This window comes from Nitrospiraceae bacterium (genome assembly GCA_020632595.1).
Taxonomy (GTDB): Bacteria; Nitrospirota; Nitrospiria; order Nitrospirales; family UBA8639; genus Nitrospira_E.
In genome coordinates, this window is record JACKFF010000001.1 from 1,004,321 (window position 1) to 1,022,320 (window position 18,000).

The window sequence follows — 18,000 nt, forward strand, 5'->3', positions numbered from 1 at the left end:
GGCAATCTGCCACACCACCGGTCCTCCGAAGTGGATCGCTTTCAGGAAAATCCTGGATAGAAATTAGGTCTAGCCTGAAAGGGAAAAAGTCGAAATTTTTCATCAAGATATAACGTAGGGGAAAACCCGGGTTGGAAATCAGAAAAAGATATAGAAATGGAAAAAGGGGTGGGTGGATGGACGATCATCGAACCTTTTGGAATGAAAATACGATCCTCAATTGGCCCAACCAATTCTCTGGATTTTTACACTCCGCTGTGAATTAATTTTGTGACCTCTCAGTTTTCACCCCTCCAAACTCCAAAAGGGAATCATAATCCCCCTGATCAGCCATTTGAAGCGCTAGAATATATTCGCTTCGGCGTTTCCCCATTTCCTGTAAATTCTTCCCTCCGGTCCAGTCAATAGGTGGTTTTTTAAAAATCTTTAACATCAGGGCATCAGCCATCACACGTGCATGTCGCCCATTGCCATTTGGGAAAGGGTGGATTGCAACCAGACCATAATGAAACCGAATCGCGATTTCTTCAGGTGCGTAGGCTTTATGCTCAATCCAATAGCGAACATCATCCAATAGATTTCGAAGTTGTACCGGAATTTTACGGGGATCGACTCCGATATTTTTTTCTGTGGCACGAAATGTTCCAGCCCAGCTCCAAACTTCTCCAAACAATTGGCGATGAAGCTCACGCACATAGCTTTCCTGAATAATGTCTGATTGACGGCTTCTTTTCATCCATTGCAAACCTTTTTGAATATTCGCCTGCTCTAAATAATCCAGCTCTTCCCGTGTTGTGACATGTTTGTGTCGGAGTCCATCCATTTCATCTGGATCAAGCGGCGTTGCCCCTTCTGGATATTTCATCGAATTCCTCATTCATTATTCCAAAAGTCGGGAGGAGGATCTTTAAGGATTTCATTGGTTAGACGATTGATTTCAAACTTTATTTGTTTTTCTGATAAGGCCTGATCTTCTAACGCCATATGGGTCTGCGCTTCTTTGATACGTAAAATAGCCTTTTCCCTGGCTCTGGCTTTCAGAATATTCTCCACATTTCGTTTGGGCACTATGGCATAGACAAGGTGACACTCCATCCCTTCAGCCATACCTTTCAAGGTTTTGAGTGTGACGCTTCCGTTCAATTCATTTCTTTCGGTATTGGAGATATGACTCCTGGTGACCCCAAGTCGCCTGGCCAACTGTGCAGCAGAAATCCCGAGCGCCTTTCTTGTTGTACAAATCCACCCTTCTGGAGGAACAACAATATCACCAGCCTTTATAGAAGCTTTATTAATTTTATCCCGATATTGTTTGCTGACGACTGATTTAACATTCATTTGTTCACCTATAAGTATACAATTACATAATAAATGTACCCTAATAAATAAACGCTTAATATATTTTTGTCATTCTATAATTATACAATATATATTAAACGTACACTTAAAAGTAAACATATTATCAAAATAAACCCTCAAATACGAAAAATATAAGACATTGATTAACCAAAAATTAAAAGATTATATTAAGTATTTTACTTTAGTGCATACGACAGGCAAAACCAAGTTATTGGTATAGACCACAATCAATTAAAAAATGAAATCTGGCAAAAGATGGGAATATGACCAAAACCCCCTACAGGAACCTAACGGGTAGCCAGAGGCATTTCCGAGATGTCCGAAAAATCAGGAAGACCAAGGCACGCTCCCAAATACAAAAGCACCTCGCTGAATTCTCATTCCAAAAGATCATTTTTATTTAAGAAAATGGGTTGCACCAAATCTTCTAAAATAAGAAAAGGCTTTAAAAGGAGGGAACAAACATGGAGAAGCACCCCATTGTGTTATGGAGCGGAATGACCTCTACCACCAGGTTTGGACCAGTCCCATGAATAAATTAGCCAAAAAATTTGGGGTCTCCGATGTCGCCCTAACTAAAACCTGTCGGAAGGCCAATATCCCCATGCTAGCCCGGGGGTATTGGGCAAAAATTGCAGCTGGGAGGAGAATGAAACCAGCACCACTCCCTGAGTTACCGGGTTCATCATCAAACAAAATCTCGATTGGCGTGCAAAAATTCCGCTATCTAAAGGCCCCACTCCCTGAAGAGAAAAGGCAAAGCCCTGAAATTGAGAATGCTTTAAAAAACCCCATTCATGTTCCCTCTCGAATAGGAAAACTTCACCCCCTCCTAGAGCAAATGCGACCGAGTTTTGAAAAAGCCAAACCTGATAAATATCAGGCGTTATGGTGTCCTGAACTGCGAACCCATAATCTCCGAGTGAGCAAAAAAAGCCTGCCTCGGGCCATTCGTATCCTTAATACCCTCTACTATGCCCTTGAGGAGCGGGCCTACCCCATTGCCTTTCAACACAAAGAAAAACCCAAGGTGACTGTGCGTATACTTGGGGAATCTCTGGAGTTTGGGATCGAAGAGCGCTTCCGACGCATCGAAATTAAATCAAAAGAGCCCGAACCTCTGTCCTGGTGGGACCGAGACCGATTTCAATATCAAACCACAGGAATATTAACTGTAAAAATTCTGGACTTTACGTGGGGAACACCTCTCCAAAAATTATGGAGTGATGGCAAGCGACAAAAGGTGGAAGACCTCTTACATCCGTTCATTCTTGGACTCATTCAAGTGGCTCAATGGGAAAAGGCCGAACGTCTCAAGCGGGAACGGGAACATCAGGAACGATTGGAGGCAGAGGAACGGGGAAAGGCCCTTGAGCAGAAGCGCTTGGAGGAGGAAGCGCAAATAGCGGAGCTTGACCAGGAGGTTACCAACTGGCAGAAGGCTCAACAAATCCGAGCCTATCTAGCCGCACTCAAGGAAGCCGTGGATCAAAGGATGAAATCGAGTGAACCCAACCCAAAAGTCGATGAATGGTTCGCTTGGGCCAATCGTTATGCAGACAAAATAGATCCTCTAATATGGCCTTAATCTCTGCAATCGAGCCGCAATCTATACATCCACTGGAAGGCATGCTTCCACCTAAGTCTTTCAAATCTTAGCGTTTTCACAAAGAGGAAGATGGGGTGAGTGACGGGTTTCGAAGTGTCCTTAGGTGTTTTCACCGGTCTAAGCCAAGCAAGGCCACTCAACAAGAACAACACAATATCCAACTAGCCTTTTGACTACCTTTGATCTATTTTAGCTAGCAACCCGGCACTTTTCCCGGCACTTTCAATAAAGGCCCCTAATTGGAAGCTGATCCCTTCCATGACGCCGTCTTCTCCTGCAAGGCGGCGGGGCCTCCCTCATAATTAGCAGGAACCCAGCGGGAGGGGGCATGGCACAAAAAAAACGGCCCACCAACAAACCCCGAACGCCCGACACGGCAGCGGGGCATCGTCGGGCCAGATTGCCTCCTTTGCTTCCATTGACACCCGTTTCCGGCGCTGAGAGGCAAGCATTAGGGCTACCTGAGTGGGCCATGCGTTCAGAGTGGCCCCACACCTATGGCAAAAAAGAAGAGCATGATTTTGAGAAAAATCGCAACCTCCTTTTTTCTGATAAAGCCTTCCGGGATGACATTCTTTTATACAAACAAAAATATCCTCAAGCCTATTGGGAGAAAGTTCCCTCCCTCAAACAGCACGCCGACTCCTTTTTTGAAGGGCTTTTGACGGCCTGGGTTGTCCTTTGTGAAAGGTATGAGAAAGAACTTGGTCCCAACGTCTTAACGGCGGCGGTCTCCCCGGTAACGCTTTGGGCTGACCTCGATGCCTATCATCTGTGCCAAAAGTGGGGGTTGGATCCTTGGGACTTTCGCTGGATTAAATGGCTTGGGATCAACTGGGATATCGAGCGCGAACCTGTTCCCCTGTCTGAGCCGCCGGTTCCGCTCCGTCCCGATTTTAGCCCATGCCGTATTTTCACAGAAGAAGGGCTTTACGTTGATAGCAGGGTGCCACGAAAGATGATTCTTGAACTCAAGCCGGGTGTGACGCGCAAGGGCGCACAACGAGCCCTTGACGCGGTCTTTGATCGTTTTGAAGTAGAGGTAGAACCTGATTGGTTAAAAGAAAGGAAAAAGCCTGTCCGGCCCGGCCTCACACAGAGAGAACAAATGGGCCTAAATAAAATATTTTCAGCAATCCCCATCCCCACCAGACAGCGCGGCCAACAAGCAAAGGCCATCCGCCAAGCCATTGAGCAAGCCCGAGATTCGAATCTGGACATTGGTGATTCCACTATTGCCCGTGAGTATAGGTTATGGCTTGCGGGTCAGGGACGCCCCCCAGCCAAGTATAAAAAGCTTCCCAACTAGTCCCGCACTTTTTCATCCCTAGTCGAATATAAAGGGGGTCCCCTTTATATTTTATGACAGCCAACCAAACCTAATCTAAATTGCGCCTCAGGGGTTTAAGTTTAAAGAACTGAAGGAGGCGGTCATGGGTAATTTGGTTAACGCAAGCGCAGCGGCAGAGGCTACTGGCCTCAATCCCTTTACTGTGCGCCGATTGGGTGCCAGTGGCCGCATTAAAATTTACCGACACGGTGCGGCGGTTCGGTTCGATCCCGATGAGATCCGTAATTACATGGGCAAAGAAGGGGAGGAACGGCCAACCATCACGCGACCCAGGGCAAAGGGGCCAGGGTTGCAGAAGTGAGCGAAGGCCAATGGAGTTGGTGATGGAGCAATTCAAAAAGGCCGAGTGTTAATGGGGAAGCAAACTAAAAAAGGGTTGCAGCCTTCACGGTTTTTTCGTGTCAAGAACTTTGAGAGATTCCAACACTATAAAAAACGCTGCCCACCATGGATCAAATTATATTATGAAATTCTTGACGATGACGCATTTATCAGTCTCCCACTTGAAGCACAACTCTACTACCTCCTCCTCCTTTTGATTGCCGGGCGGCGCGATAACGTCATTCCACTCGATTCGAAATATTTAAAAAAAGTCATGCGTTTAGAACACGAACCAGACCTAAAGCCGCTATTTGAATCAGGTTTCTTGCTAGCGCTGAGCAAGCAGCAAGCTAGCAAAATGCTAGCTGACCGCAAGCAAAATGCTCTTTCAGAGACAGAGTCAGAGGCAGAGAGAGAGAAAAGAAGAAAAGAGTCAGAGGAAAAGGGAGAGAAAGAGGGTTTGGGGGAAGGAGAGGGGCGACAAGAAAACCAAAATGCGGAAGAGCGGTTAAGGGGTAAAAGTCAGGGGATAAATGGGGAAAGAGCGAATCAGGCAGAAAATGGAAAAACCTCCGAAGGGGGAGATCGAAGAGCAGCGGATGGGGAAGCTTTCCAGGCATTGGAAAAATTGCGCGAGGCGGTTGGTATTCCCAAAAAGGACGGGTTTCAACCTATCGGCAACCCACTCAAGGCATTTCAACGCGATTGATATTTTTATTCACGGGCGAATCACAATCAACGAAAGGGGAATTTTTATGGAAAGTGCGACAGTGCAGACATCAAGCGTTCTCAGTGAATGGCGTGAGCAGGTTCGGGCCGCACAAGCTACCCGAGACAATCTCATAAAACAGGTTGAAACCCGGACCTTCCAGAAAGCTGAAGCCGAGCGACTAGCCAATGGTCTAGAAGCTTCACGAGCTGAAGTGATTACCAATATCGGAAGAGGATCTGCGAGCGAGGCTGATTTGGCAAAAGTGAAACGGGAGTTGGGAAAGGCTAGGGATGGCTTGCGGGATTCGACTGAAATTCTCACGTCCACGGAAGCGTCGTTAAAGGAGGCCGAGTTGCACCTTGCGCAGGCTGTCAAATCTCTGAAGACCGAAGAAGACCGGGCTTGGCGGCAGGCCTCTGTCCTGCTCATTGAAAAACACCGGGCGGAAATTCAAGAGAGGTATGATGAAATTTATTGCTCCATTTGCCTCTATCAGCCAGGAACGCTTTATTTGCCTCTGATTAATGCACTGGGGCTCAAAGTTCCTCAGGGAGAAGGCTTTGTGCGAATTAAGGACCGGCTGGCCGAGCAATTTAATCTCTGAAGGGCTATCACGCGGGCGAATATTCACAATTTTTCAAATGGAGTGAAACATGATCACATCGAACGCAAACAGTCAACCTAGCAGGGTTTCTGACGCGGATATCCTAAAGCTTGCGGATGACGCCGAATCATTGCGGCGAGCCTATGAACGAACGCCCGCACTGCAAGAGGAATTTCTCGATTTTGGATGTTTTCAGGCCTACCTAACCGGGTTGAAAAATGGACGGTCGAGCGTATGCGACGGCCGCGGCGTTGTTCGCTCAAGCATAGCTGAGTCGAAAACCTTTCTAGCGAACTAAGGGAATGCGCTGGTGCTGGGAGCGCGTGTTGTTCGTCCGATGCCTGGCAGGGGCCGGTTACCCTGGAGCCCATCGGATCTTGTGGGTAAAAGCGGTGAGCCCCTCACTGCCTACTTGGAGTGGGGGGTGATCCGTTCTCTTGATGGGGGTGTTGAATGGATATGCAGATAATTGATCGGGAACGGGTGAGAGGTCTCATGTTGGAATTAAATGCCAGTGGGTTTCCGAATCCGGAAATTTCCCGGCAGGTTGGCCGCTCACTGTCCTTCGTTGAGAAAGCCTTGAATGGGAAGAAACAGTTTGTTTGGAAACTCCCACCAGTTCCACCGCTGACGAAGGTTTGGCGAGGTGGGTCTGAGCAGACATCGATGGGGATTAAGCGGATGCAAGAGGCCATCGGAGCAAACTTGCATTGGTTGTGGGGCGTCAAGGAAAAGAAGCCGGAGCCAGGCAGGCCTCCGAGTAAATGGCGGACTGTCCGGACACACCGGGCACTAGTTGAGCAGGCCGTTGATACTCTTAGTTTGGTGTGTGGTGTTCGACCGGCGGAGGTGTGGCGGTGGATCTATCCCGGCCGGGAGCGGCACATCTACCGGCACGTTGACCACCATCATGGTGTACGCACTTCGGGATGAGCGGGTCCTTTCTGGTAACCCATTACTGCGGAGGTCGAGCGGCGCAGTATTTTGCTAGTTTGTGGTTTTTTTATTTGGTTGACATGCAACATTAGTTGACATATTTATCATTAACATATTGAAAATACTCGTGTTTTATGTAAATAAAAGCCATGATAATGCAACATATAACTGTAAACCGTGTTGTCAGTCGCAACACAGAAAGGCCGGGACAGGAAAGGCCGTGGGGTGTCCGGTTTTAGGAAATTTTGTGGGAAAAATTTCCGGTTTGGTCAACAGGCAATATCTTCTACTATTCGACAAAGAAAGGGGGGGGCGCTATGGCCTTCAATGATTCCATTACGTTCGAGATTACGAATATCAAGGGCTTAGAAGAGGCCAGTAAGCTGGCTCCCAAACGCATTCTCTCCACTCTGAAACGGGAATATGCGCGGGAGGGAGCGAAGTTCAAAACGGAATTTCGCAAGAATAACCTGTTTGGGCCTCCTGGGATCAATCTGCCAAGACGAGCCGTGGGGTTCACGCTCAAGTCCAAGAAAAAGACCTTCACGAAAATTAAAGACAAAGAGGGCAAGGGGGCGCAATTGTCCCATGTCCTGACCAAGGTGGTGGTGGGCAAAAATGGGATTGTGTTGGTTGGCTATCTGAGCCGGTTCCTTGGGTTTCATGCGGCCAAGCTGGAACAGCCATTTAAAGACACCTTCCGGAAGATTGAGCCACGCCTGCGAGCCAGGATCGGCAAAGAAGCCGCACGGATTACCCAACAAGTGCTCGATAAGGGGTTGCGTGATTTTCAGAGGGGAAAGCGATGAAGGAATCAATGGTCAGTTGTGGGGTTCGGTGCTCGGTATGCCTTCGGCCGCTGTGCGTTGGGCAAGTGAATGAGCAAGTGCGCGGTACGTGTGAGCCTGTGATTCGCACGGGGTTAATGTGCCCCCAGTGTTTATCTATCGTCTCCCTGGCGGGTCCTGGAATTTCCATGTCGCAAATACGGTGACCGGGATCCACAATGTTCGGGGAATTTTAAAAGGAGGGAACTTGTGAGCGAGGAAGTCCTTCATAGCCTTATGCGGCAGAATTTGGCGGCACAGACAAGCGATGAGCGGGTGAGCCAATGGTATGCGGCCATGCAAGCGGCGTTGGTTGCCCTTGAATCCTCCCATGGTGTGTACGTCGATGAGATCCTGACAGCCGCGGCGTTGGTCATTCACGCTCGAAAGCGGGGACACGCGGACCCTACCTTCCGGGTGCCGATGGCCCATGAACTTCAAACCGTCTTCGATGAGTTGGACGCGGACACCAAAATTGAGCCGCTGTTGTCCTGGACGGCGAAGAATATCAATCGTCTTTCTCCATTGGTTACGGCAGCTCCCTGGACGCACGAAACCTTGACCAACCTCATGCAGGCCAAACTATTTGCGGTTCGCGACCGGAACCCCCTGATCCTTCGTGCCGTCATTCAGTTTGCCCTAGCTGAATATCTCTTGTGCGGGTATGACCTGACAGCCCTGTACGCGGTCTTTGAGAAACTTCACCCACCACTAACAGGGCCAGATGAATAGCCCGCCGTTTTCCGCAGATTCGTTTAATTGGCGTCGTTGGGTGGGACTACCCTTTGCTCCACGCGGGCGCGGTCCGTCTTATGATTGTTGGGGGTTGATCTGGGCCGTGCTCCGAGAAGTGGGGCACGACCTCCCTTCACTCCTGGATGATGGGGTTGCAACAGGCAAACAGAAAGCCCGCCTGGATCAATGGAAGCCCATTCCTCCCGGCGATCCGAAACTATTTGACATTGCCGCGTTTTGCTATACCAAGGACACCCTTCACCTCGGTTTGGTGTGCGGGCCTGGTGTCTTTCTGCATACGGCGGGCGGGGAGGGTAGTGGCGTGGATAATTTTCTCCAACAGCCATGGCGAAGCTGTCTGAAGGGGTTTTATCGGTTTCAAGCGGCGCGGGCTGGGTTGTGAGGTAGCCTGGTTCCGCTCATCGGCCTGGACTCTTCTTTTTATATTTTTGGAGCAAGAGGCGCATTCCCTCTTCGAGCATTTCATTGACGTTTCGATCTTCATCGACAGCTAAATGCTTGACCTCTTTCATGAGTTCCTGGTCCAAGCTCAACCCGTACGTTTTGCGTTTTCCTTCCGCTTTTTCGGCCATGGCGGCGGTAGCCTAGCCCGAGGGTTTCAATATAGTCAAATATATATTGACTTTATGAAATATATAAATCTATATTTATATAAATTTAAACGAGAGGAGGTGAGGATATGGCCACAATGACGAAGGTGTTGATCCAACTGCCTGTATCCATGAAACGCAAGTTAGACAGGCTGAAAACCAAGGGCTACACGGCTTCAGGTTTTATCCGGGCTTTGTTGGAACGTGAATTTCAAACCAAACCACAAAAGAAAGGAGCGTGAGTGAACCCCATGGGCAAACCTGCACAGGTCAAGGCCACAACCACGGAAGCCGCCTTTGTGTACGAGATTGAAACCGACAAACATGGATCTGGCCGGTTTACCAGCGCGGACCCACGGGGAAGCCAAGAATTTGAACGCCAATTTTCGAAGGCGCTGTTCGATCTGACTGGGTGCCACAATCATATATGGGGGCACTATGGGACGCTCAACGATCATGGCGGTCTCAATGTCGATGGTCAGTTTTCCGTGAAGGAAACTCCTGGTGGTCAGTAACCAAAAAAAGAAAGGAACCTGAGTCATGAAGATTCCCACAAAGGGTGTTTTCTATTCCCCATGCCATCTCAAAGGACCAAATGGTGAACCGTTTTCAATTGAGGGCACGCAATGCCGAACCTACCGGGCCGCCGAAAAAGAGGCCGAGCAGCTTCAGCGCTGTTACCCCACCGAAGTTTTTGTCGCAGAAGTCACCGTTAAACGGGCGAAGAGCCCGGCCGCGAAACGATCCAACCGAAAAGCGTAATAACCTTGCCCATACGAAAGGACTCTGAATCATGACTTCAAAAATGACAGCTCTCAAATTACAAGAAGAGACCAACCCTGAGCCTCGGGGGGACCACATGGACGAAGCGTTAAGCAATCTGAGGAGGTTGACTTCCACGCTAGCGATCTTGTCGACCATCAATCCCAAAAGTGATTTTTGTATTACTCAACATGACCTGTCTGAAGTATTCGGGGCGCTGTTCCAGTGGTCGAGGGATGCCCTGCAAGAAGTGGAATCGCATGTGGAGATCGAGGAGGGCTAATCCCTGGCGCGATGGACGAATGGACTCTCTAAACGTGGGCCGGTGTGGTGGATGACTTGTAAGGACCAGTAATAATGGACTTTATTTTGATTAAAAAAACCCTTGGTGAAAACATCTTCGATCAACAGGGGTTTGATACGGTGGCCGGTGCGGGCCGCTTTGTGGAATTGCTCAAGGCGCGGTGGCGTGGACGGGCCAAGCGTGAATGGGGCGAGGGAGTCATGGTGTGCGCGAAAATCACTGTTGAACCCGCAACGGGGTATTGCCCGGATCTGGAAATTATCGGAGAAAACGCGGCAAAGGAAGAGGAAGATTTGTCCTGGCAGCGACAGGGATACGAAGACGATCTTCTTGAATTGCTCGGCGAGTTTGACCAATGGGCTGTGCCCATGACCGAGGAGGGCTAATCCATGGCGGGAACACGCCGAACGTTGATTCGAAAGGAAGAGGGGATTTTTGCCTACCGGGTTGCCGGGGGGGAGCGGTTTGCCGTTCGCATGGAATACCGGGGGCAGGATGTACGGAAGTTTGGCTTTGGCACGATATCCAAGGCGCGGCACTGGCGAGATACCCGCAAGGGGCGAGCCTTAGAAGGCAGACTATTCCCCGAACAGGAAGCCCGGCGACAAGAAGAGGCCCTGAAGCAACGGGACGCCGAAACGGAACAACAACGCCGGGACGCTGAAGCGGCCGCAGTGGTGACGCTCAAGGCTTACGGCGAAACGTTTATGAAAGCCAAACGAGCCGCAGGGCTGAAACATACGACAATAAAACGATACGACAGCATTTTGAGGATTCACTTAACCCCGGCCTTTGGAGCACTGCCCCTAGCTGAAGTGACCAGGGGCAAGGTGCGGGAACTGGTGTCCTCCTTGAGTGAGGATGGGCGTAAGCCCAAGACCATTAAAAACGTTTTGCTTTGTTTGTCGGCGCTGTTTACCGAAGCCCTTGAGGATGGGCATGTTCAGCACAACCCGGCGTTAAAAACATCCAAGCTTATTAAGACCGGCAAATGTGGAGAAGAGGTGGACACGTTTAGCCACGAGGAAGAATGCCGGGTGCTCCAGACCACCAAGGAGAAATACCCCCACTATTACCCGTTTATTTTGCTGCTGTTTCGCACAGGTATGCGAGAGGGGGAAGCCGTGGCATTGCGGCCGGAAGATCTGGACTTGCGGAAGCGGTATGTGTGGGTCCAACGCAACTTCACGGCAGGGCAACTCTCAAACACCCCGAAGAGCCGCCAGAAACGCAAGGTCGACTTAGCACACGATCTGGTCGCGGTTTTGAGGGATTACCTGGTAGTCCGTGAAGCCGAGGCCATGTTGAATGAGCGGACAGCCGAGGAATGGTTATTTACTACGCCGGGCGGAGATATGATCCGGTCGAATAACTTTCGAGATCGTGTGTGGAAACCGCTTTTAAGGGCGGCGGGGATCCCATATCGGTGGATCCATGCTACCCGGCATGCCTTCGCTAGTCGAATGATTCTAAGCGGAGCGAATGTGGTCTATGTTCAACGGCAGCTCGGTCACGCCAGTATTCAACTGACAGTGGATACATACACCCACTGGTTGAAAGAATCTGAACGGGGGCAGAACCTTGAAGTTGACCGCTTGAGTACCCCTTTCGGGGATGGAGTCGGCACTTTACCCGGCACTCTCAACGGGGTCAAAACACATGACATTGAAAGAAATGAAGAAAAATGGGGTGAGTGACGGGTTTCGAACCCGCGACCTCCGGATCCACAATCCGGCGCTCTAACCAACTGAGCTACACCCACCATCACATGGAAGTTTCGGGCGGAAGAAGAGGGCAATCTTATCAGAGGACCATAGGCGTCGCAAGCCACATACCGATCGCGACCATCGGGAATGACTGACCTAATTTTTCGAGAGAACCTGATATTTCAAGCGCCATAAAGCCTGTTAAACACCACAACAATTTACCCCGCGTTCAATTGACCACTTTCATGAAATTGTGTTAGAAAGCACACTTCGATTTTTTCTGGAGGAAATTATGGCTAATCGACATCAATCAGCAATCAAAGCAGCTCGGCAAACTCTGAAGCGCCAGGAACGCAACCGGTCTATCATGCGACGCGTCAGAACCTTTATCAAGAAAGTTCATGGAGCGGTCAAAGAGAACAAGGGCGACGAGGCCAAGGCTTCTTTGCGAGAAGCGACCTCTGAGCTGCATAAAGCCGTAACCAAAGGCACGCTTCATCGGAACACCGCCTCTCGTTGGGTTTCCCGTCTCGCATCCCGCGTCAACGCACTCTCACCCAAATAATACGGTCAAATGGTAACCAGTTCTCACGCCTTGTGAGATTTCATGCGTCCACCTGCGACCTTGCTGCCTTGACCGGCTTTGGTGGCCCGGCAAAGCTGGATAACCAGGTCATCCAAAATGAGCTTCGGACGTGATGCCCGCCCTCCTTTAAGAGCCGAATCAGCTTGAGCGAATAATTCCCATGCTCGACGGAGGTGGGATTGCTTCCACCGCTGAACCTGCTGGATAAATTCCCGCGTCCGAAACGGAGGAATCCCTGCTTGGCGTGTAGCCTGTCCCGCATCATACCCTTCTTGCATCAGCTCATGCGTTTTCCAGATCTTCCGCATCTGCCACAGAAAGGCACCTAACATACGTAAGGGGGCTTCGCCGGTTTCTAAGTTTTTGGCCACAATATCCAATGCCCGCCCCTGATCCCCTCGGGCAACGGCTTCCGACCAATCAAACACCGAAATACCCGGCGGTTTTCCTCTGACCGTTTCCACGTCTTGTGCCCGAACCCGATGGCCTTCCGGCATGAACGCCACCAATTTCTCTAATTCACCGGCCGTCCCATACAACCCTTCGGCAACCTGATCCTTCAATATCTCAAGGGCACTGTCTTCCAACTGCAAGCCTAACTCTCGCGCTCGCTGCGTGACCCACCCTGCTCTTTGCCCCTCAAATAGGGGAGCGCATTCCACCACCGTCCCCCGCTTTTTAAGCTCTTGCACCCACTTCGTCCGCCCGTCTAATTTTGCTGCAGTCATAACCATCGTGGTCGTTTCATTGGGATTCTGAAAATAGGGTATGAGAGCTTCCCCATCACGAGCAGAGAGCTTATCTGCCCATTTTATGATGAGGAGTCGTCTCGATGAAAAAAACGAGGCCTCTTCCGAAATGGCTAATATTTCGGAGGCATCGGTCTCATCGCCATAAACGACATCGACATGAAACATCTGGGAGGAATCATGGGCCGCTGAAGGGTCCGATAACTTTGAAGCATTCTTTTCCTGACCTGCCACACGAAGCATGCTCAAAGCCTGATCGCGGAAATAGGGCTCTTCCCCAATCACCAAATACAGGGGAGATAATCCATGCCGGTTGATCTGACTTTGAAGGTCATGAATTTTCACGGTGAATGCGCCTCACGAAGCAGAGAATGCTGCCAAACCATTGAGGTAATCAAGGCATTTGAGAATCTGAAGGTACGAGATCTCCGGAAGGCGCTGAGATTTCGGGGGATTCGTCACCATGGGATTCCGCATCCGGGATGGTCGCCTTTCCATTCCTCTCAAAAACCCCCTGCTCCCTGGCCCCCAAAAATTGATCGGCTAAATTGGCAGCCACCTGTTGCCCGGCTTGTTCAACCGCCCGGTCCTGCAAAACCCGGTTGAATTGCAATCCCCTCTCGGAATCCGACGTGGATGACGCATTCACAAAAAATTCAGCTGTACTGGTTCCGATTTGAGACCATCGGACTTTCCCCGTTTTCCGATCCTTCACCTTCAACAACACTTTCACCATAACCCGGCTTTCTTGTGTCTGCGTGCGAGTAAAGGCTAACGAGGAAAGCGTGACCGATAGAATCGCGCCTTCCATCACAAAATCGGCGGAGGCATCATCCACAAATTCGGCGCTTCCGACCGATTGCAACGCCTGACGAAGATAACTGGTGTATTTGAATTCCAGGTTTGGTTCAAAGCTATTATTTTTAAGCACAGGAAAGGCCAGACGAAGCGGTGGTCCCTGCAACTCGTGGTCGGCACTCCCCCCGATGACCGGGCCCGGCCCCTCAACCGTGAATTGATACCCACATCCTGCACTCAGGCAGAGCAAGATTCCCCATCCGCTTATCAGATATCTCATCCTCTGAAGGTGCCAACCTGGTCGGCCGGAGTTAGATGACAAAATTCACCAGCTTCTGTTCCACATAGATAATTTTGCGAGCAGCCTTGCCTTGCAACCATTCCACCAATTTAGGATCCGCCTGAGCGACTGCAATGATCTGCTCTTGTGTCGAACCGGCAGGAACCACAATCTTACTCCGAAGTTTTCCATTCACCTGTAGAGGAATCGTCCATTCGGCACGAGCCACCAGAACGGGATCAAAGTCGGGCCACGCCTGCCGGCTCATCCCTGGACGCTTCCCTAAGAGTTCCCACAACTCCTCAGTCAGATGCGGAGCGAAGGGTGCCAGCAGCACCACTAACGTTTCCAGCGTTGTTCGCCACTCCGCCCGCTCGCGAGCAGTTAAGGACTCTCCTGGAAATTCTTTCCAAAACTTATACAACTCATTCACAAATTCCATAAGAGCCGCAATGGCGGTGTTAAATTGAAAGCCCCGCTCAAAATCTTCTGTGACCTTTTTAATCGTCTGATGCGTCGCTCTCTGCAATTGGGGAAGCAGCTCCGACTCCCCTGACCCCGGATTGGAAGCCACCCCATTCACGACCGGAAGGAGATCCTGCACCAACCGCCAGACCCGGTTGAGAAACCGGTAGCACCCTTCCACTCCGGTATCGCTCCATTCCAAATCCTTTTCCGGTGGTGCGGCAAATAACGAAAACATTCTGGCCGTGTCCGCCCCATAGCGCTCACACAAGTCCTCAGGGGAAGCAATATTCTTTTTAGACTTGGACATCTTCTCGGTACGGCCTGTCACAATATTCCGCCCACAGTGCATACAGACCCGCCGCTCGCCCTCTTTTTTGATTTCGGTGGGAAGCATCCATCGATGTGCTTCGCACCAGTAGGTTTCCTTGGTCACCATACCTTGGGTGAGCAAATGGATGAAGGGCTCATCGGCCGTCGTGAGACCCAGGTCCCGCAAGACTTTGGTGAAGAAGCGCGCATACAAGAGATGCAACACGGCATGCTCGATTCCGCCGACATATTGATCCACCGCCATCCAATGTTGTGCGGCTTGGGGGTTCACGGCTTGTGTGGTGTCCTTGGGCGAGCAATAGCGGAGGAAGTACCAGGACGAATCCACAAAGGTATCCATGGTATCGGTTTCGCGGCGTGCCGGACCACCACACGTGGGACAGGTGGCTTGTGAAAACGAGGGGGATTCCTTAAGGGGGGATCCACCTTTCCCGGTGAACGGCACATCATCAGGCAGCAGCACCGGCAGGTCACCTTCGGGAACCGGGACGATGCCACAACAATCACAATACAACATCGGAATGGGCGTCCCCCAATAGCGTTGCCGCGAGATACCCCAATCTCTTAACCGGAAATTGATGGTTCGCTTTCCCCATCCCTGCGTTTCCACATATTCGCCGATGGCCTGTTTGGCTTGCGACACGGACATGCCGGAAAAATTCCCCGAGTTCACCAAGAGTCCGGCGTTATCCTGTTCTTCATACGCCGATTCCAGGGCTTCGGAGCCCAGTCGGCCTTCCGGATCTTGAATCACCAGCCGAACCGGGATCTGATAGGTTTTCGCGAATTCAAAATCTCGTTGGTCATGAGCGGGAACGGCCATAATCGCGCCCGTCCCATATTCATACAACACAAAATTCGCCACCCAAATCGGGATACGCTCCTTGGTAAACGGATTGATAGCGTAGGCGCCGGTAAACACGCCTTCTTTGTCCCGATCAGCGGCCGTACGCGTCGCTTTATCCACACGAGACACACGAGTCACAAACTCCCGAACCCCGGCGGCCTCAGGTCTCCCCTCTATCAATTGTTCGACCAGGGGCGATTCCGGAGCAAGGCTCATGAAGGTGGCACCATGAATAGTATCCGGTCTGGTGGTAAACACCCGGATTGCCTGCAGCCCGTCTACGGTCTCCGCTAAGGGAAAATCCAGCTCCACCCCTTCGCTCCGCCCAATCCAATGCCGCTGCATAGCCAGCACACGAGCCGGCCAGGTCGCCAACCGCTCACAGCCGTCCAATAATTCCTGAGCATAGGACGTAATCCGGAAAAACCACTGCTCCAATTCTTTTTGAATGACGACCGACTCGCATCGCCAGCAGACGCCTCCGTCTTTGCCTTCTTGGGCCAACACCTGCTCATTCGCCAAGACCGTTTCACAAGAAAGACACCAGTTCACTGCCGAGCGTTTTCGATACGCCAGTCCACGCTCAACCATTTTCACAAAGATCCATTGATTCCAGCGGTAATATTCAGGCTGAGAGGTATTCACCTCCCGATCCCAATCATAGGACAGCCCCATCCGCTGAAGTTGTCCTTTCATATAGGCCACATTTTCCTGAGTCCAGGCGTTGGGGTGCACCCCTTTTTCAATCGCAGCATTCTCTGCCGGCAATCCGAAAGCATCCCATCCCATCGGGTGCAACACGTTATACCCGCGCATGGTTTTATAGCGGGCCACGACATCCCCGATGGCATACACGCGAACATGGCCCATGTGTATCCGGCCCGAGGGATAGGGAAACATCTCCAAACAATAATATTTGGGCTTGTCCGAATCTTCCTGAACCTGGAAAGTTCCGGATTGATCCCAATATGCCTGCCACTTTGCTTCAACAGCCTGATGATCGTAGGTATGCGCCATGCTTATGCCTTATGAAAAAAATATGATGATCGCTTCGGTAAATACGCCACAAATACCTCCCTACTTCCTCGTCACCTGTGCAGGGAAATGTCGGTATGGGTAAACACTTTTTCCGCGTCAAATTGGATAAAGACATTCGGAGACTGTGCGGGTACTTGCCTCCGCAATTTGACGTTGGGAAACGCTGCATTTTCAACAGCATCCTGAGGAATCTAGCATAGAGAAACCCACCCCACAAGCAAATCGCAAGGAGGCCGTTTAGACCACCGGATCGCGAATAAATGCACTGGGAAAAGGGGAAAAACAGAACGGCTAGAAGGACCGCTTGTTCGCCTTGCGCGACTTCACGGAAATGGGTGAGGGAGGACGAGCGGTCGATCCGGAAATGGCACCAACCACTTCCCGATGTTCACGCTGCAGATGACGATGACGCTCAATTAACGGATCAAGGACTTCGCCACACATCAGACACCGCCAACCCGGCATCCAAATCTCGCCACTCGTGGCCATATCCACAAAGTGATCGACTATCATGGTCCCCTGACATCGAGGGCATTGCATGCGTTAGACCTCCTCTTTATAAGTGATGTATGTATCCATCGGTGAGGCCCTCACAGACCTTAAATCGTTCAAAGGGGAGAAGTGGAAGCCTCCTGTTCGTCGAATAATGGACAACAGGACAATACAACCGCACGAAAACACACACACTCTCTCTATCTCATCACAGCCATCCGAATTTTTCCAAGGAAACGAAAAACCCAGCTGCTCCCAACAAAATTTCCACGCAGCAGTTCAGAAATCCGCCCGCACTTGTTTTCAAAGAGGGTCTGTTGAAAAAGCCACCAGCGGCGTTCTCGCCATTTTCCCGTGCTTACGTACTCAGCGTACGCTCCGCGCGTAAAAACGGCTGCGGCCTTGCTGGACGGACCCTTCGGGAAGACTCAGGGCATGCTTTTTTGAACCGACCCGGAGCCGTTGATGAGTAACCTAATCCTGGGCCAACTTGCCCTTGAACATCCTTATTATTCAACACTCCCAAAGAAGGCCCAGATCACATTTTGTGAGAATTGGTGGGCCTCAACAACCAT

Annotated in this window: 24 protein-coding genes and 1 tRNA gene; 17 read left to right on the forward strand and 8 right to left on the reverse strand. The window is 50.6% G+C overall.

The features are described from left to right. Positions 1-262: 262 nt before the first annotated feature. Together H6750_04580 and H6750_04585 are read right to left on the reverse strand one after the other, a co-directional pair. Entirely contained in the window at positions 263-877 is a 615-nt protein-coding gene (locus H6750_04580) for a mobile mystery protein B (GenBank protein ID MCB9773583.1), read from the reverse strand. After that, positions 874-1,338 carry a mobile mystery protein A gene (locus tag H6750_04585; GenBank protein MCB9773584.1) on the reverse strand — a complete coding sequence of 155 codons (465 nt, stop codon included), beginning with the start codon at positions 1,336-1,338 and terminating at the stop codon, positions 874-876. Before H6750_04585 ends, H6750_04580 begins: the two co-directional genes overlap by 4 nt. A gap of 508 nt (positions 1,339-1,846) precedes the next feature. Between H6750_04585 and H6750_04590 the strand changes: the two genes are divergently transcribed. From H6750_04590 to H6750_04635, 10 genes are all read left to right on the forward strand, one after another. After that, positions 1,847-2,947: a hypothetical protein gene (locus H6750_04590; protein MCB9773585.1), complete on the forward strand. Its 1,101-nt coding sequence runs from the start codon at positions 1,847-1,849 to the stop codon at positions 2,945-2,947. Positions 2,948-3,296: 349 nt separating this feature from the next. Beyond that, positions 3,297-4,277, forward strand: coding sequence for a hypothetical protein (locus tag H6750_04595; GenBank protein MCB9773586.1), 981 nt, complete (start codon positions 3,297-3,299; stop codon positions 4,275-4,277). 124 nt (positions 4,278-4,401) lie between these two features. Continuing rightward, on the forward strand, positions 4,402-4,620 hold the full coding sequence (locus H6750_04600; protein MCB9773587.1) for a helix-turn-helix domain-containing protein: 219 nt from the start codon (positions 4,402-4,404) through the stop codon (positions 4,618-4,620). Between the two features lie 51 nt (positions 4,621-4,671). Beyond that, positions 4,672-5,349 carry a hypothetical protein gene (locus H6750_04605; protein MCB9773588.1) on the forward strand — a complete coding sequence of 226 codons (678 nt, stop codon included), beginning with the start codon at positions 4,672-4,674 and terminating at the stop codon, positions 5,347-5,349. A gap of 46 nt (positions 5,350-5,395) precedes the next feature. Further along, positions 5,396-5,956 carry a hypothetical protein gene (locus H6750_04610; protein ID MCB9773589.1) on the forward strand — a complete coding sequence of 187 codons (561 nt, stop codon included), beginning with the start codon at positions 5,396-5,398 and terminating at the stop codon, positions 5,954-5,956. Between the two features lie 49 nt (positions 5,957-6,005). Beyond that, on the forward strand, positions 6,006-6,254 hold the full coding sequence (locus tag H6750_04615; protein ID MCB9773590.1) for a hypothetical protein: 249 nt from the start codon (positions 6,006-6,008) through the stop codon (positions 6,252-6,254). Between the two features lie 155 nt (positions 6,255-6,409). After that, positions 6,410-6,889, forward strand: a complete 480-nt coding sequence (locus tag H6750_04620; protein MCB9773591.1) for a hypothetical protein — start codon at positions 6,410-6,412, stop codon at positions 6,887-6,889. Positions 6,890-7,209: 320 nt separating this feature from the next. Then, on the forward strand, positions 7,210-7,701 hold the full coding sequence (locus H6750_04625; protein MCB9773592.1) for a hypothetical protein: 492 nt from the start codon (positions 7,210-7,212) through the stop codon (positions 7,699-7,701). Between the two features lie 228 nt (positions 7,702-7,929). Further along, positions 7,930-8,451 (forward strand): hypothetical protein, encoded by a 522-nt coding sequence (locus tag H6750_04630; GenBank protein MCB9773593.1) that lies wholly within the window; start codon positions 7,930-7,932, stop codon positions 8,449-8,451. Then, positions 8,444-8,857, forward strand: coding sequence for a C40 family peptidase (locus H6750_04635; GenBank protein MCB9773594.1), 414 nt, complete (start codon positions 8,444-8,446; stop codon positions 8,855-8,857). Before H6750_04630 ends, H6750_04635 begins: the two co-directional genes overlap by 8 nt. 16 nt (positions 8,858-8,873) lie before the next feature. Here the strand turns inward: H6750_04635 and H6750_04640 are convergent, their stop codons facing one another. Beyond that, entirely contained in the window at positions 8,874-9,047 is a 174-nt protein-coding gene (locus H6750_04640) for a hypothetical protein (GenBank protein MCB9773595.1), read from the reverse strand. A 107-nt stretch (positions 9,048-9,154) separates the two neighbouring features. On the opposite strand from H6750_04640, the gene H6750_04645 reads away from it, so the two are divergent. From H6750_04645 to H6750_04670, 6 genes are all read left to right on the forward strand, one after another. Then, positions 9,155-9,307, forward strand: coding sequence for a hypothetical protein (locus H6750_04645; protein ID MCB9773596.1), 153 nt, complete (start codon positions 9,155-9,157; stop codon positions 9,305-9,307). A 9-nt stretch (positions 9,308-9,316) separates the two neighbouring features. After that, positions 9,317-9,580 carry a hypothetical protein gene (locus H6750_04650; GenBank protein ID MCB9773597.1) on the forward strand — a complete coding sequence of 88 codons (264 nt, stop codon included), beginning with the start codon at positions 9,317-9,319 and terminating at the stop codon, positions 9,578-9,580. A 25-nt stretch (positions 9,581-9,605) separates the two neighbouring features. Continuing rightward, a complete protein-coding gene (locus H6750_04655; protein MCB9773598.1) occupies positions 9,606-9,827 on the forward strand; it encodes a hypothetical protein in 222 nt (73 codons plus the stop codon). Between the two features lie 31 nt (positions 9,828-9,858). Beyond that, the gene (locus H6750_04660) at positions 9,859-10,110 is read left to right on the forward strand and encodes a hypothetical protein (protein MCB9773599.1); all 252 of its coding nucleotides are present in this window, start codon (positions 9,859-9,861) and stop codon (positions 10,108-10,110) included. Positions 10,111-10,184: 74 nt separating this feature from the next. Beyond that, positions 10,185-10,517, forward strand: coding sequence for a hypothetical protein (locus tag H6750_04665; GenBank protein MCB9773600.1), 333 nt, complete (start codon positions 10,185-10,187; stop codon positions 10,515-10,517). 3 nt (positions 10,518-10,520) lie between these two features. Next, the gene (locus H6750_04670) at positions 10,521-11,828 is read left to right on the forward strand and encodes a site-specific integrase (protein MCB9773601.1); all 1,308 of its coding nucleotides are present in this window, start codon (positions 10,521-10,523) and stop codon (positions 11,826-11,828) included. Here the strand turns inward: H6750_04670 and H6750_04675 are convergent. Further along, positions 11,817-11,893 (reverse strand) — tRNA-His (locus H6750_04675). The genes H6750_04670 and H6750_04675 overlap by 12 nt on opposite strands. A gap of 236 nt (positions 11,894-12,129) precedes the next feature. On the opposite strand from H6750_04675, the gene rpsT reads away from it, so the two are divergent. Further along, positions 12,130-12,402 carry a 30S ribosomal protein S20 gene (gene rpsT / locus H6750_04680; GenBank protein MCB9773602.1) on the forward strand — a complete coding sequence of 91 codons (273 nt, stop codon included), beginning with the start codon at positions 12,130-12,132 and terminating at the stop codon, positions 12,400-12,402. A 23-nt stretch (positions 12,403-12,425) separates the two neighbouring features. On the opposite strand, the gene holA is transcribed toward rpsT, so the two are convergent. The 4 genes from holA to H6750_04700 form a co-directional block, all read right to left on the reverse strand. Then, on the reverse strand, positions 12,426-13,517 hold the full coding sequence (holA, locus tag H6750_04685) for a DNA polymerase III subunit delta (protein MCB9773603.1): 1,092 nt from the start codon (positions 13,515-13,517) through the stop codon (positions 12,426-12,428). A 49-nt stretch (positions 13,518-13,566) separates the two neighbouring features. Then, positions 13,567-14,250, reverse strand: coding sequence for a hypothetical protein (locus H6750_04690; protein MCB9773604.1), 684 nt, complete (start codon positions 14,248-14,250; stop codon positions 13,567-13,569). 31 nt (positions 14,251-14,281) lie between these two features. Then, positions 14,282-16,912 (reverse strand): leucine--tRNA ligase, encoded by a 2,631-nt coding sequence (locus H6750_04695; GenBank protein ID MCB9773605.1) that lies wholly within the window; start codon positions 16,910-16,912, stop codon positions 14,282-14,284. A gap of 312 nt (positions 16,913-17,224) precedes the next feature. Continuing rightward, positions 17,225-17,473 (reverse strand): hypothetical protein, encoded by a 249-nt coding sequence (locus H6750_04700; protein ID MCB9773606.1) that lies wholly within the window; start codon positions 17,471-17,473, stop codon positions 17,225-17,227. Positions 17,474-18,000: the final 527 nt, after the last annotated feature.